Raw genomic sequence first — 14,238 nt, forward strand, 5'->3', positions numbered from 1 at the left:
CGTGGTTCAGATCGAGGAAATGTTCCGCTACGACGGGCGCCGGGTCGTGGTGACCGGCTGCGCCTCGGGCATCGGAGCGGACCTGTCCCGTCAACTCGTCGGCCTCGGTGCCGACGTCTTCGGCCTCGATGTCCGGCTCCCGGCGTCACCGGCGGATCTCGCTGGGTTCCACGCCGTCGACCTCGTCGACGAAGAGTCCATCGGCCGGGCGGTCGCCGCCATCGACGGTCCGGTCGATGCGCTCTTCAACGTCGCGGGCGTGTCGTCGGGCATCGGCGACCCGCTGCGGGTGGTGACGATCAACTTCCTGGGAACCCGGCTGCTCACCGAGTCGCTCGTCCCGCTGATGCCGCCGGGGTCGGCGATCGCCAACGTGTCGTCGCTCGCGGCGTCGGAGTATCTGGCGAACGCCTCGGTGACCGCGGGCCTGCTCGATACCGTGTCGATGGCCGACGGCGTCGAATGGTGCCGGCAGAATCCGGACGCGCTGGCCGACGGCGGCTACCGGCTGTCGAAGGAGGCGATCATCCTCTATGGCATGCGTAACGTCGCGGTGCTGGGAGCCAAGGGAATTCGGATCAATTGCACGGGGCCGGGGGTTACCGACACTCCTATCCTCGACCAGTTGCGGACTGCCTACGGGCAGCAGTTCCTCGACTCGTTCCGTAACCCGCTGGGCCGCCACGCCGAAGCCGACGAACAGGCGAGCGTGCTGGTGTTCCTGAACAGCGCTGCGGCCAGGCACATCACCGGACAGGTGATCTGGGTCGACGGTGGGTCGGTCGCCGAGCGGGTGTTCGGTGATCTCACCGATGCCCGCAGCATCGAGCGTGAACAAGACGGACGAAGGGCGGGACATGGCCGGCAGCATGACTGACTTCCGCCAGATGGCGGACGAGGTGCGCAACTGGGGGCGATGGGGTGACGCCGACGAAATCGGCACCCTCAACTTCATCACCCCGGACAAGGTCGCCGAGGCGGCTGCGACGGTGAAGCAGGGCAAGGTCATCTCGCTGGGCGGCGACTTCGGGTCCGGGGGACCACAGGGGGCGTTCAAGTTCCGGCAGAACCCGGTACACGTGATGACCGTCGACGGTGGCGACGCCTCGACGCTCGTCCAGTACGGTCCGGAGTGGTTGCGCAACGCGGTCGCCTCCGATGTCGCAGCGTTCTTCGCCGACAACCCGTTCCGTTTCAACGACGACATGATCGTCATGCCGCTGCAGGCGGCCACCCAGTGGGACGCCCTGTCGCACGTGTACTACGAGGACAAGCTCTACAACGGATTCCCGGCCGACTCGGTCACCAGCTTCGGCGCCTTCCACTGCGGTATCGAGAAGGTCGACGTCAAGGGCATCACCTCCCGTGGCGTGCTCCTCGACGTGGTGGCCCACCGCGGTGCCGACATGTTCTGTGAGACTGGAAAACCCATCACGCCTGCCGAACTCGACGAGATCGTCGCCTCGCAGGGCGTCGAGATCCGCTCCGGCGACGTCGTCGTCGTGCACACCGGGTGGTGGACGCGCTTCCTCTCCACCGGCGACGGTGCCGAGGCCGGTTCCGGACTCGACTGGACATGCGCGGCGTGGCTGCACGAGCACGAGGTCGCCGCCGTCGCGGCGGACAACCTGATGGTCGAGGACCCCAACCCCGCCCACGGTGTCGACGGCACATTCCTGCCGATGCACATGCTGTGCCTGCGCGACATGGGGTTGATGCTCGGCGAATACTGGGACCTCGGCCCGCTGGCGGCCGACTGCGCCGCCGACAGCACCTATGAATTCCAGCTCGTCGCACCACCACTGAAGGTGGTCGGCGCGGTGGGAGCCCCTGTCAGTCCGATCGCGATCAAGTGAGTGTGGAAGTGACTAGTAACAAACCCTTCATCGTCGGCCTCGGCGGAACGTTGCGCGCCAACTCCTCGACCGAGCGGGCGCTTCGTTACTGCCTGGACTCGGTGGAACGACAGGGCGGACGCACCAGGCTGTTCAGCGCCGAGGACCTCGACCTGCCGATGTATGCGCCCCACGAATTGGAACGCACACCCCGTGCGCTGGAACTGGTCACGGCGTTGCGCGACGCCGACGCCGTCGTCGTCGGCTCGCCCGGCTACCACGGCGCGGTGTCCGGGCTCGTCAAGAACGCCCTCGACTACATCGAGGACCTCCGCGAGGATCCGCGCGTCTACCTCGACAACACGCCGTGGGGATGCATCAGCTGCGCCTACGGGTGGCAGGCCGCGGTCGGCACCCTGACCCAGCTGCGCAGCATCGGGCACGCCCTGCGCGCATGGCCGACACCGCTCGGTGTGGCGATCAACTCCGCCGAACCGATCTGGGATCCGGCCAGCGATCTCGCGGACACCGAGCAGGGTAAGGCGGTCGCCAACCAACTCGAACTGCTGGCCACCCAGGTGCTCGCCTTCGCCCAGACGAACCGTGAGACGGCGTGAGCGACCGGCACGAGCTGCTGGCGGGCGGTCTGACCACGGGCGCGATTGTTTGACGGTCGGACACCCGCCGGTTCCCGGCGGGGTGGACCGTCGCGAAGATGCCCCGCCGGTCAGCGCGTGAACCGCTGGCCGACCTCCGGTCACACTAGCTAACCTGTGACCCAGTATGAGTGACTCGGATGACGGCGCCCGGCTGCCGGCCGAAGCGCGCGCCCGCAAGCTCATCGATGCGCAGCTGACCCAGGCGGGTTGGGTTGTCCAGGACAAGAAGGACCTCAACCTTTTCGCGGCGCAAGGCGTGGCCGTCCGCGAGGTGGTGATGAAGCCTGGCCATGGCCGTGTCGATTACCTGCTGTACGTCGACAAGGCCGTCGTCGGCGTGATCGAGGCCAAACCGGTCGGCACGCCGCTCTCCGGTGTGGAGTGGCAGTCGGCGATGTACGCCGACGGTCTGCCCGCAGACGTCAGGATTGCGACCAAGACACGAGATGGCCGGTTGCCGTTCGTGTTTGAGGATTCCGGCGTCGAAACCCACTTCACCAACGGCTTCGATCCGGAACCGCGGGCCCGGCTGATCTTCAACGTCCCGCGACCGGAGACGCTGGCGCGTCACCTGCGCGAGGCCGAGATGAACCCGGGTTACCCCACCTGGCGTGCGAAGGTCCGCAAGCTGCCGGCGCTGGACACGGACGCTCTGCGGCCGGCGCAGATCGAGGCTGTCAAAGGGGTGGAGCAGAGCCTGGCCGATCAGCAGTACGACAGGTCCCTGGTGCAGATGGCGACCGGTGCCGGCAAGACATTCACGGCGGTGACGCAGTCGTATCGGCTGCTCAAGCATGGCGGCTTCGACCGGATCCTGTTCCTGGTCGACCGCAACAATCTGGCCGACCAGACCCTCGGTGAATTCCAGAACTACCGCACACCCGATGACGGCCGACGCTTCACCGAGTTGTACAACGTCAACAAGCTTTCCAGTGCGGGCCTGCTGGGGTCGACCAAGGTCACGATCTCGACGATTCAGCGGGTGTTCCGCTTCATCAAGGCCGGCGAGGTCAGCGACACCGACGACCCCGACATCGACGACTACATCCCGGACACGCCGGTCACCGTTTCCTACAGTGATGTGCTCCCACCGGAGACCTTCGACCTGGTCATCGTCGACGAGGCGCACCGCAGCATCTATGGGGTGTGGCGCGGAGTCCTGGAGTACTTCGACGCGCACGTCGTCGGTCTGACCGCGACACCGGGCAAGCAGACGTTCGCGTTCTTCCGGCAGAACCTGGTGTCGGACTACACCTACCCGGAATCGGTGGCCGACGGCGTCAACGTCGACTTCGAGGTCTACCGCATCCGCACCAAGATCAGCGACCAGGGATCGCACATCGAGGCCGGCACCATCGTCCCCAAGGTGGACCGCCGCACCCGCGAACAGCGTCTCGAAGCACTCGACGACGATCTGGATTACGTTCCGGGACAGCTCGACCGAGCGGTCACCGCCACCGATCAGATCCGCACGGTGCTGGAGACATTCCGCGACCGGCTGTTCACCGAGATCTTCCCGGGCCGCAGCACGGTTCCCAAGACCTTGATCTTCGCCAAAGACGACAACCACGCCGAGGAGATCGTCACACAGGTGCGCGAGGTGTTCGGCAAAGGCAACGACTTCGCCGCCAAGATCACCTACAACGCCCGCAACGCCAAGGAACAGTTGAAGGCATTTCGCACCAGCCCGGCTCTGCGCATCGCGGTGACGGTCGACATGATCGCCACCGGCACTGATGTCAAACCGCTGGAGTGCGTGCTCTTCATGCGTGACGTGCGGTCGGCGCAGTACTTCGAGCAGATGAAGGGCCGGGGGGCACGCACCATTCCCGATGCCGACTTCCAGGCCGTCACCCCGGACGCCACGACCAAGACCCGGTTCGTCATCGTCGACGCGATCGGTGTCACCGAACACGACTTCGTCGAACCCCCGCTGAACCGACAACGGTCGGTGCCGCTGAAGAAACTGCTGGAGAAAGCGGCCAACCTGACGATCACCGAGGATGAGGCGGCTACCCTGGCCTCACGCCTGGCCAAGCTCGAACTCGACCTGACCGATGCGGAACGGGTCGAACTCGATGAGGTGGCGGGACAACCGGTGCGCGACATCATCCGGTCGCTGGTCGATGCGGTCGAGCCGTCGACGACGACACCGGAGGCCATTGAAGCGGCCCTGGTGCCGATCGCGTCGAACCCGGAGCTGCGCAACCGTGTCCTGGAACTTCGGGCCGCGCACGACCGCATCATCGACGAGGTCAGCACCGACGAGCTGATCGAGGCCGGGGGAGTGGTGGACACCGGCAAGGCCCGGACGATCGTGGAGTCGTGGACCGCCTACCTCGACGAACACCGTGACGAGATCACGGCGCTGCAGTTGGGGTACGAGGCCGGCGAGCGGCGCATCGACTTCGGCTTCATCGAGGGTCTGGCCGCCAGAATTGCCCGGCCACCACACAATTGGACGCCCGACATCATCTGGAACGCCTATGCCGCCGTCGACGGCGCGAAGGTGCACAAGAGCGCCACACATGCGGTGACCGACCTGGTGTCGCTCGTCCGGTATGCCACCGGCGTCGACGACGAACTCATCCCCTACGGTGACCGGGTGCGGGAGAAGTACGCGGCGTGGTTGACGCAGCAGGAACAGGCCGGGGTGACGTTCAGCGACACCGAGCGATGGTGGCTGGACCGGATGGTGTCGGTGATTGCCAGTTCGGCGGGTATTCGAGTGGAAGACCTCGACAATGCGCCATTCATCGAACGCGGTGGAACAGACGGGGCTATACGGGATTTGGGGGATCGGGCGGCGGATCTGATTGACCAATTGAATGCGGAGTTGACGGCATGATCCCATTTCCATCGTCATGGCGGGTGCATGATCTTGGCGGTCTGGTCGAGATTCTCGATTCACGTCGCATTCCGGTTAGCGCGAAGGAACGTGCAAAACGTCCCGGAAAGGTACCGTATTACGGTGCGACCGGCCAGGTAGGAACCATAGATGAGGCAATCTTCGACGAACCGCTTGTGCTCCTCGGAGAGGACGGCGTCCAATTCTTTGATCCATCAAAACGCAAGTCCTACCTCATCGAGGGGCGAGCGTGGGTGAACAATCATGCGCATGTTCTCCGTCCGCACGACGTGCTTGATCGTAGGTTCCTGAGCTATTACCTCGATGCTGCTGATTACCGCGGCTTCGCAAATGGTACGACACGCCTGAAACTGACTCAGGCTGCGATGCGTCGAATTCCTGTTCCACTGCCAGTTCTGGACGAACAACGCCGGATCGTCGCCACTCTCGAAGACCATCTGTCGCGTCTCGATGTCGCTGAGTCCTCGCTCAGACTCGCGATGCAAAAAATTGATGCGATGGCGACTGCATCTCTCGATCGGCAAACGACAGCGGAGTCCAGGGCTTGGCGCGATACAACCGTCGGAGCTGTGGCGGAGTTGGTCGAGTATGGATCAAGTGCGAAATGTGCTGGACAAGTCGCTGACTCCGACGTCCCCGTGCTCCGCATGGGCAATATCCAGAATGGGAAGATCAATTGGACTGGATTGAAGTACTTGCCCGCTGGCCACGCGGAGTTCCCGAAGCTGCTGCTGCAATCGGGCGATCTGGTTTTCAATCGTACGAACAGCGCTGAGCTAGTTGGTAAGTCAGCGGTCTTCGAAGACACGCGAGCCGCATCATTCGCGTCGTATCTGATACGAGTGAGGTTCGGCCAGGAAGTGAATCCTGCGTGGGCGAACATGGTAATCAACAGTCCGGCAGGCCGACGCTACGTGAAGTCGGTTGCTTCCCAGCAAGTTGGTCAGGCGAATGTGAACGGGACTAAATTGAAAGCGTTTCCGTTACCGTTGCCACCCCTGGATGAGCAATCTCGTCGCGTTCGTGCTTATGAAGAGGTCGTCGGGAGTCGCGAACGACTTCGGCATCAAATCGCAGATTCGATGGTGAGGGCGGCTGCTCTCCGTCGCTCCCTCCTCACCGCTGCATTCTCTGGGCGCCTCACCAACCCTTCGTCCGAACTCGTCGAAGAACTCGAATCCCCGTGAGCGGCAGGCAGATCAAGCTCTTCCTAGTCGACGGCGGCCCGGGCAGTCTAACCACCGCGGAGATCACCAACTGGACCGGCCATGTCCTTTCGGCGCCACGGTCCGAGCTGGCAGATCTGCTCAAACGCGATGAGGCGCAACACACCGGCGCCTACCTACTGCTCGGCGAGGACGAAGAAGCCGTCGGTAACACCCGGTGCTACATCGGTGAGGCCGATGTTGTGGCCGAGCGACTGCGCTATCACCAGCGGGAGAAGGACTTCTGGGACCGCGTCGTGGTGATCACTTCCAAGGACGCGAATCTGACCAAGGCGCACGGTCGCTATCTGGAATCACGGATCATCGAGTTGGCCAAGCGTGCCGGCCGAGTGAAGGTCGAGAACGGTACCGCTCCACCGTTGCCGGCGCTGCCCGAAGCCGACGCCTCCGACATGGACTACTTCGTGACGCAACTGGAGATCGTGCTCCCCGTGCTGGGCGTCAATGCGATCCGAGTACCCTCGGCGAAGCCTGGCCCGAACCACAGCGGCAACGACTCGCTGTCACCGGTGTTTCAGCTGCGCGACGGCAAGCTCGGCGTGGACGCCAGAGCCCAGCAGATCGACGGTGAGTTCACCATGCTGGCCGGCTCAACTGTGGTCGCCACCTGGCACGGCGTCGGCAAGGCGGAGAGCACCATGAAGGCATATGCGTCCTATCGGGCGCAGCATGAACACCTGGTCGCCGACGGTGCGATCACCGTCGAAGCGGGACTGGGCCGAGTCGTTCGGAACATCCCGTTCAGCTCGCCCTCGACCGCCGGTGCTGTGGCGCTGGGCCGGTCGTGCAACGGCCGCCGGGAGTGGATCGCCGCCGATGGCTCGACGTTCGGGCGGTGGGAGAGCCGCGGCGTCGAGTAACACTTATCTCGGTTGTCGGACGGTTCTGCGAGTATCTCAGTGGTCATCGCCTGCGCAGGAGGCAGAATTGCAGGTGACCGCACGCAGCGCAGAGGGGAGGCGCCGACCATGATCAAGCAGATCGAGCTGCACCTCGTCGATGGCTCGGCACCCAGCGGTGAGATCACGTTGAAGGACCTCAGCGGCATAGCCGCAGCCCTGCAGGAGCTGGTGACCCGCCTCAGTAGGGAAGCCGCTGACGCGGCCGGTCCCGGCCGGTCGAAGCAGTACGTCGAAGAGTTCGCCGAACTCCGGCTGGACGCAATCACCGCAGGCAGCACCGTGCTCAAGGTCAGCAAAGGGCCGACGGACAAACTGGATGTCGACGTACCTGGACTGACCGAAGCAGACGACAGGCTGTGGGACATCCTGGGTGCCATCAGCGCTGACCAGCGGCCCGAGTGGACCAGCACGTTGGTGGCCGAGTCGGTGGGCAAGCTCGCCACCGCGCTGCGGGGAGCAGCACGGACCACGGTCATCTCCTCGCCCGCCCGTGCAGATGTGCGGATCGACGCCGCACGAATTCACCCCGAGACCTGGGCGGTCAACCGGATCACCGCCGCGGGCTCGGGCACCGCTGCGGGTTGGCTGGAGAAGGTCGACCTGCACTCGCACACGTTCCGGATCCGTGATGACGTCGGCAACACCGTGGAACTCCGACGGGTCGCCGACGACAAGGCTGCTGGGCGGCTTGTCGGGCAATGGGTGACCGCCGAGGGGGACGCGACGCTGAGTCCGTCAGGACGCGTGGTGGTCCTGAACCACGCGCGCGTGCTCGAGACGGGCGACCCCGCGGCAGAGTTCTTGGGCAGTCGTGTCGTTCCCCTCGACGAGACCCTTGCCAGCGCGCCTGGCCCAGATCCGAATGATCGGCTCGACCTCACCGAAGAGGAAGCGGCGGAGTTCCTTCGGGCGATTCGTTCATGACTGTGTTGAACGCGATTGTCGACACCGACGTCTTCAGCTGTGTCTATGTGCTTCCGAGGGGTTCCGACCCTCGTACCACAGGCTGGACAGACGCGCTAGCGCAACGTCGGGTCATCATTTCGTTTCAGACTCGCGCCGAAATACTTGAGGGCGCCCGTCGAAGGGGGTGGGGCGCGCCGCGGGTCAATCGCCTCCACGAGATCCTGGCGCGCACCCCGACGATCCACTCCGATAACGACGTCGTTGATGCCTACGTGAACCTCTCGGCGGAGTGCCGGGAGGTCGGGCATCCGCTTCACGAGAAGATCCACACCGCTGATCGATGGATCGCGGCTTGTGCGGTCGCCAAGGGCATAGAACTGTTCTCCGGCGACGCCATCTTTCACGGTGTACCGAATCTGAATGTCCACAGCTGAATTCGAAGGAATGCATGTCTGAATCACGTCGCCTCGTCGACAAGCTCTGGTCGTACTGCAACGTTCTGCGCGACGACGGTGTCGGGGTCATTGAGTACACCGAACAGCTCACGTACCTACTGTTCTTGAAGATGGCCCACGAGCGGGCGACGCGGAAACTGAACCCGCAGAAGATCGTTCCCGACGAGTACTCCTGGCAGAAGCTTCTCGATGCGGAGGGCACCGACCTCGAAGTCGAGTACACCAACATTCTGGTCGGGTTGGCGCAGCAGCCGGGAACGCTCGGAACCATCTACCGGAAGGCGCAGAACAGGGTTCAAGATCCGGCCAAGCTCAAGCGACTGATCGTCGATCTCATCGACAAAGAGAACTGGTCCGCCTCGGGCACCGATCTCAAGGGCGACGCCTACGAGGAACTGCTTGCCAAGGGCGCCTCCGACAAGGGTTCTGGGGCAGGTCAGTACTTCACGCCGCGCGACCTTATCCGCGCCATAGTGGACGTGATCGATCCGTCGGTGGCGGACACCGTCGTCGACCCGGCGTGTGGCACTGGTGGCTTCCTTCTCGTTGCCCACGAGCACGTCGCGGAGGGGGCGGGAAAGCTCACCCCAACACAACGGAACCATCTGCGGGACAAGTTCGTCACAGGGTATGAGCTCGTCGACGGCACTGCGCGACTGGCGGCGATGAATCTGCTGCTGCACGGAATCGGAACCGCAGACGGACCCTCGTTGATCGAGGTCCGGGATGCCCTTGATAGCCGATCCAGGGCAGCGCTGGTCGGTGGTGCTGTCCAACCCACCGTTCGGACGCAAGTCATCGCTGATCATGGTGGGTGCTGACGGCCGAGAAGCGCGCGACGACGTTGAAATCGAACGCCAAGACTTCGTCGTCACCACGAGCAACAAGCAGCTCAATTTCCTGCAGCACATCATGACCATTCTCGACATCAACGGTCGCGCGGCTGTCGTGCTGCCAGACAACGTGTTGTTCGAAGGCGGCGCCGGGGAGACGCTGCGTCGAAAACTGCTGGAGGACTTCGATCTCCACACCATGTTGCGCCTGCCTACCGGTATTTTTTATGCCCAAGGCGTGAAGGCGAACGTGCTGTTCTTCGACAAAAGGCCGGCGAACGAGCAGCCGTGGACCAGCAAGCTGTGGGTCTATGACCTGCGCACAAACGAGCACTTCACGCTCAAGCAGAACCCCTTGCGGCGGCGTCACCTCGATGAGTTCGTCGACTCCTACTTGTCGGGAAAACCGCGTGAGGAGCGCGTCGAGTCGGAGCGGTGGAAAGCGTTCACCTATGACGACCTCGTCGCCCGCGACAAGGTGAATCTCGACATCACCTGGCTGCGCGACGAATCGTTGGAGGATGCTGACAACCTCCCGGCGCCGGAGGTGATCGCCCGCGAGATTGTGGAGGATCTGACCGCGGCGCTGGTTGAATTCGAAGCCGTCGCGGCCGCCCTCGGAGCGGCGGCGACCGACCGCAGCTAAGCACTCTGGTCAATTCCCATATCGGAGAATGGTGTTCTCCCTTGCGGACAACACCAGTATCGTGTGGGCGTGACGTTCGAGCGCAAGACCTTGATGGTCGACGGACTGCGCACCAGCTACCTGGAAGCCGGACAGGGTGAACCGGTCGTGTTGTTGCACGGCGGGGAGTTCGGCGCCAGCGCGGCGATCGGGTGGGAGCACACCGTCGACGCGCTGGCGGCGCGTCACCGCGTGCTCGCCCCCGACATGCTCGGGTTCGGCGGATCGGCCAAGGTCGTCGACTTCACCGACGGCCGTGGCATGCGGATCAGGCACATCGCGCGCTTCTGTGAGGTGATGGGTATCGAGTCCGCGCATTTCGTGGGCAACTCGATGGGCGCGATCAACCTGCTCGTGGACGCCACGTCGGAATCGCCGCGGCTGCCCGTCCGCAGCCTGGTGGCGATCTGCGGCGGCGGGGACATCCAGCGCAACGAGCACGTCGACGCGCTGTACGACTACGACGCCAGCCTGGCCGGCATGCGCCGGATCGTCGCGGCGTTGTTCTACTCCCCGTCCTATCCCGAGGACGACGACTATGTGCGCAGGCGCTACGAGTCGAGCGTCGCACCCGTGCCTGGGAGTCGTTGGCGGCGGCCAGATTCCGCCGTCCCGGCCTGGAGGCGCCGTCGACGCCGAGCAGCACGCGGGCCTACGAGCGCATCGGCGTCCCGACGCTGGTCGTGGAGGGCGCAGGCGACAAGCTGCTGCCGCCGGGATGGGCCGCCGAGATCGCCGGGCAGACCCGTCACGGCCGGTCCGCGGTGATCGACCGCGCCGGTCACTGCCCACAACTGGAACAGCCACAGGCTGTCAACGAGCTACTGCTCGACTTCTTCGAAGGGATCGCGCAATGACCGACGAACTGGCAGGCAAGGTCGCGGTCGTCACCGGCGGAGCGTCGGGTCTGGGAGCAGGTCTGGTGCGGCGCTTCGCCGCCGAGGGCGCCAAGGTGGTGTTCTGCGACCTCGACGCCGACAGCGGCTCGGCGCTGGCGTCCGAACTCGGCGGCGACGCGGTGTTCATGACAGCCGACGTGTCTGACATCGACGAGGTCGGCCGGCTGGTGGCCACGGCGGTGGAGCGCTTCGGGGGCCTGCACGTGATGGTCAACAACGCCGGGGTGTCGGGGACCATGCACCGCCGCTTCTTCGACGACGACCTCGCCGACTTCCACAAGGTGATGTCGGTCAACGTTCTCGCGGTGATGGCGGGTACCCGCGACGCCGCCCGCCACATGGCCGAGCACGGCGGCGGCTCGATCATCAACCTCACCTCGATCGGCGGGATCCAGGCCGGTGGCGGGGTGATGACCTATCGGGCGTCGAAGGCGGCGGTCATCCAGTTCACGAAGTGCGCAGCGATCGAGTTGGCGCACCACGAGGTACGAGTCAACGCCATCGCTCCCGGCAATATCCGCACCGCAATCGTCCGCAAGTCGGCGGCGGGGCAGGATCTCGAGAAGCTCGAACAATTCGAGGCGAAGATCCGCCAGCAGATGCGCGACGACCGGCCGCTGAAGCGGGAAGGCACCGTCGACGACGTCGCCGAGGCCGCGCTCTACTTCGCGACGGACCGGTCGCGCTATGTCACGGGAACCGTGCTGCCGGTGGACGGCGGCACTGTCGCGGGCAAGGTCATGGTCCGCAAAGCCCCGAAGCCCGACAGCGCCGCCCCGTGAGAGTTTTAAATCAGTCGCTTGACTTAGCCGCTGTGACGGGGTTCACTGTATCCGTGACCACTGCCCGCACCGTGCGTGCCGACCGTGCAATCAGTACGCAAGAGGCCATCCTGAAGGCCGCGGAACGCCTCTACGCCGAGCACGGCGTATTCGCTGTGTCGAACCGGCAGGTGAGCGAGGCCGCGGGCCAGGGGAACAACGCCGCCGTCGGCTACCACTTCGGCACGAAGACCGACCTGGTGCGCGCCATCGAGCACAAGCATCGCGGACCGATCGAGGAACTTCGTGAGCGGCGGATCGCCGAGATCGGTGACTCGACGCAGATGCGGGACTGGGTCGCCGCGTTGGTCTGCCCGTTGACCGATCACCTTGCCGCTCTAGGCAACCCGACGTGGTACGCGCGGTTCGCGGCCCAGGTGATGACCGATCCCGCCTACCACAACATCGTCGTCAAGGACGCGTTGTCGTCACCGTCGCTGGTGCGGGTGCTCGACGGCATCAACGGCTGCCTGCCCGATCTGCCCGTCGACGTCCGGGTCGAGCGCAACATCATGGGGCGGAACCTGTTGATGCACAGTTGCGCCGACCGTGAGCGGCTGCTGGCGCAGGGGTCGCCGGTGGCCAGGTCTTCGTGGCAGGCGGCGGCGACGGGCCTGATCGATGCGATCGTCGGGCTCTGGCACGCCCCTGTCACGGAGCCGTCCTGACATGTTGGTCACCGTCGATCAGGGCAAGTGCGTCTCGTCGGGGATGTGCGTGCTCAACGCCAGCGAGGTCTTCGACCAACGTGACGACGACGGCGTGGTGGAGCTACTGATCGCCGAGCCCGGACCCGAGAACGCCGAAGTGACCCGTAAGGCCGCGGCCGCATGCCCCGCCCTGGCCATCCACATCGAGGAATGACGGAGAACCCATGTCAGACACCCTTGCCGCCGAGCATGTTTCGGCCGACATCCCCGAGTACCCGATGGAGCGGGAGGCCCGCTGTCCGTTCGCGCCGCCGCAGGCGATGCTCGAGATGGGTGCGCAGAAGCCGCTCTCGCGGGTGCGGATCTGGAACGGGACCACGCCCTGGCTGATCACCGGCCACGAGGCGGCGCGGACCCTGTTCGCCGATCCCCGGGTCAGTGTCGACGACCGGCGGGAGGGCTTCCCGCACTGGAACGAGCACATGCTCTCCACGGTCAACAAGCGGCCGCGGTCGGTTTTCACGTCCGACGCCGAGGAGCACACCCGCTTCCGCCGGATGCTGTCCAAACCGTTCACCTTCCGGCGCGTCGAGGGCCTGCGTTCGGTGATCCAAGAGGTCACCAACGAGTGCATCGACGAGATCCTCGCAGGACCTCAGCCCGCCGACATCGTCGCCAAGCTCGCGCTGCCGGTGCCCACCAAGGTGATCAGCGACATGCTCGGCGTGCCCTACGAAGACCACGAGTTCTTCCAGGAGCACGCCAACGCCGGTCTGGCCCGCTACGCCGCAGCGGACGCCATGCAGAAGGGCGCGATGAGCTTGCATCAGTACTTGATCAATCTCGTCGAGGAGAAGCAGGCCAACCCCGCCGAGGATGCGGTGTCCGACCTGGCCGAACGCGTGAGCGCCGGCGAGATCACCGTCAAGGAAGCTGCCCAGCTGGGCACCGGGCTGCTCATCGCCGGCCACGAGACCACCGCGAACATGATCGGCATCGGCGTGCTGGCCTTGCTGGAGAACCCGGAACAGGCTGCACTGCTTCGGGATTCCGACGACCCGAAGTTCATCGCCAACGCCGCCGAGGAACTGATGCGCTACCTGTCGATCATCCAGAACGGCCAGCGACGCGTCGCGATCGAGGACATCGAGATCGCGGGGGAGACCATCCGCGCAGGCGAGGGCATCATCATCGATCTCGCGCCCGCGAACTGGGACGCCAGCGCCTACCCCGAGCCCGACAAGCTCGACTTCACCCGCGATGCCGGCCAGCAGCTCGGTTTCGGCTACGGCCGCCACCAGTGTGTCGGGCAGCAGCTCGCGCGCGCCGAACTGCAGATCGTGTTCCACACGCTGCTCCGCCGAATTCCCACCATGCGCCTGGCCATCCCGTTCGACGAGGTGCCGTTCAAGCACGACCGGCTCGCCTACGGCGTGTACGAACTTCCGGTGGCCTGGTAACGCCCACCGAAAAGCCCTAGCCCACCGCCCGATTGGAG

15 protein-coding genes are annotated in these 14,238 nt (G+C 64.8%); all 15 read left to right on the top strand.

The window, feature by feature from the left end:
• Nucleotide 1 precedes the first annotated feature (1 nt).
• The 15 genes from H7I57_RS29155 to H7I57_RS29225 all read left to right on the top strand — a co-directional run bounded on the left by H7I57_RS29155 (nt 2) and on the right by H7I57_RS29225 (nt 14,200).
• A complete protein-coding gene (locus H7I57_RS29155) occupies nt 2-877 on the top strand; it encodes a coniferyl-alcohol dehydrogenase (RefSeq protein ID WP_264028010.1) in 876 nt (291 codons plus the stop codon).
• Nucleotides 858-1,856, top strand: a complete 999-nt coding sequence (locus H7I57_RS29160; RefSeq protein ID WP_264028044.1) for a cyclase family protein — start codon at nt 858-860, stop codon at nt 1,854-1,856. The genes H7I57_RS29155 and H7I57_RS29160 overlap by 20 nt, the downstream gene beginning before the upstream one ends.
• Nucleotides 1,857-1,864: 8 nt before the next feature.
• Nucleotides 1,865-2,452 carry an NADPH-dependent FMN reductase gene (locus tag H7I57_RS29165; protein ID WP_264028011.1) on the top strand — a complete coding sequence of 196 codons (588 nt, stop codon included), beginning with the start codon at nt 1,865-1,867 and terminating at the stop codon, nt 2,450-2,452.
• 166 nt (nt 2,453-2,618) lie between these two features.
• Entirely contained in the window at nt 2,619-5,342 is a 2,724-nt protein-coding gene (locus H7I57_RS29170; protein WP_264028012.1) for a type I restriction endonuclease subunit R, read from the top strand.
• Nucleotides 5,339-6,550: a restriction endonuclease subunit S gene (locus tag H7I57_RS29175; RefSeq protein WP_264028013.1), complete on the top strand. Its 1,212-nt coding sequence runs from the start codon at nt 5,339-5,341 to the stop codon at nt 6,548-6,550. The genes H7I57_RS29170 and H7I57_RS29175 overlap by 4 nt, the downstream gene beginning before the upstream one ends.
• A complete protein-coding gene (locus H7I57_RS33630; RefSeq protein ID WP_264028014.1) occupies nt 6,547-7,449 on the top strand; it encodes a GIY-YIG nuclease family protein in 903 nt (300 codons plus the stop codon). Before H7I57_RS29175 ends, H7I57_RS33630 begins: the two co-directional genes overlap by 4 nt.
• Nucleotides 7,450-7,557: 108 nt before the next feature.
• Entirely contained in the window at nt 7,558-8,415 is an 858-nt protein-coding gene (locus tag H7I57_RS29185; protein WP_264028015.1) for a hypothetical protein, read from the top strand.
• Nucleotides 8,412-8,831 (top strand): PIN domain-containing protein, encoded by a 420-nt coding sequence (locus tag H7I57_RS29190; RefSeq protein WP_264028016.1) that lies wholly within the window; start codon nt 8,412-8,414, stop codon nt 8,829-8,831. The genes H7I57_RS29185 and H7I57_RS29190 overlap by 4 nt, the downstream gene beginning before the upstream one ends.
• Before the next feature lie 14 nt (nt 8,832-8,845).
• Complete coding sequence (locus H7I57_RS29195; RefSeq protein WP_264028017.1) at nt 8,846-9,673, top strand: type I restriction-modification system subunit M; 828 nt, start codon at nt 8,846-8,848, stop codon at nt 9,671-9,673.
• Entirely contained in the window at nt 9,615-10,331 is a 717-nt protein-coding gene (locus H7I57_RS29200; protein WP_264028018.1) for an HsdM family class I SAM-dependent methyltransferase, read from the top strand. The genes H7I57_RS29195 and H7I57_RS29200 overlap by 59 nt, the downstream gene beginning before the upstream one ends.
• A gap of 69 nt (nt 10,332-10,400) precedes the next feature.
• Nucleotides 10,401-11,138: an alpha/beta fold hydrolase gene (locus tag H7I57_RS29205; RefSeq protein WP_372510486.1), complete on the top strand. Its 738-nt coding sequence runs from the start codon at nt 10,401-10,403 to the stop codon at nt 11,136-11,138.
• Nucleotides 11,139-11,223: 85 nt separating this feature from the next.
• Entirely contained in the window at nt 11,224-12,051 is an 828-nt protein-coding gene (locus H7I57_RS29210) for an SDR family NAD(P)-dependent oxidoreductase (RefSeq protein ID WP_264028019.1), read from the top strand.
• Nucleotides 12,048-12,758: a TetR/AcrR family transcriptional regulator gene (locus H7I57_RS29215; protein ID WP_372510487.1), complete on the top strand. Its 711-nt coding sequence runs from the start codon at nt 12,048-12,050 to the stop codon at nt 12,756-12,758. The genes H7I57_RS29210 and H7I57_RS29215 overlap by 4 nt, the downstream gene beginning before the upstream one ends.
• 1 nt (nt 12,759) lies before the next feature.
• Nucleotides 12,760-12,954, top strand: a complete 195-nt coding sequence (locus H7I57_RS29220; protein ID WP_264028021.1) for a ferredoxin — start codon at nt 12,760-12,762, stop codon at nt 12,952-12,954.
• Nucleotides 12,955-12,964: 10 nt separating this feature from the next.
• The gene (locus H7I57_RS29225) at nt 12,965-14,200 is read left to right on the top strand and encodes a cytochrome P450 (protein ID WP_264028022.1); all 1,236 of its coding nucleotides are present in this window, start codon (nt 12,965-12,967) and stop codon (nt 14,198-14,200) included.
• The last annotated feature ends 38 nt before the right edge of the window (nt 14,201-14,238 follow it).

Origin of the sequence: Mycolicibacterium pyrenivorans (assembly GCF_025821625.1) — a bacterium.
Classification (GTDB): domain Bacteria; phylum Actinomycetota; class Actinomycetes; order Mycobacteriales; family Mycobacteriaceae; genus Mycobacterium; species Mycobacterium pyrenivorans.

Bases quoted from the DNA above. Each gene is read 5' to 3' on its own strand.
- H7I57_RS29210 (WP_264028019.1), top strand. From the start codon at position 11,224: ATGACCGACGAACTGGCAGGCAAGGTCGCGGTCGTCACCGGCGGAGCG.
- H7I57_RS29160 (WP_264028044.1), top strand. From the start codon at position 858: ATGGCCGGCAGCATGACTGACTTCCGCCAGATGGCGGACGAGGTGCGC.
- H7I57_RS29170 (WP_264028012.1), top strand. From the start codon at position 2,619: ATGAGTGACTCGGATGACGGCGCCCGGCTGCCGGCCGAAGCGCGCGCC.
- H7I57_RS29220 (WP_264028021.1), top strand. From the start codon at position 12,760: ATGTTGGTCACCGTCGATCAGGGCAAGTGCGTCTCGTCGGGGATGTGC.
- H7I57_RS29225 (WP_264028022.1), top strand. From the start codon at position 12,965: ATGTCAGACACCCTTGCCGCCGAGCATGTTTCGGCCGACATCCCCGAG.
- H7I57_RS29195 (WP_264028017.1), top strand. From the start codon at position 8,846: ATGTCTGAATCACGTCGCCTCGTCGACAAGCTCTGGTCGTACTGCAAC.
- H7I57_RS29185 (WP_264028015.1), top strand. From the start codon at position 7,558: ATGATCAAGCAGATCGAGCTGCACCTCGTCGATGGCTCGGCACCCAGC.
- H7I57_RS29190 (WP_264028016.1), top strand. From the start codon at position 8,412: ATGACTGTGTTGAACGCGATTGTCGACACCGACGTCTTCAGCTGTGTC.
- H7I57_RS29175 (WP_264028013.1), top strand. From the start codon at position 5,339: ATGATCCCATTTCCATCGTCATGGCGGGTGCATGATCTTGGCGGTCTG.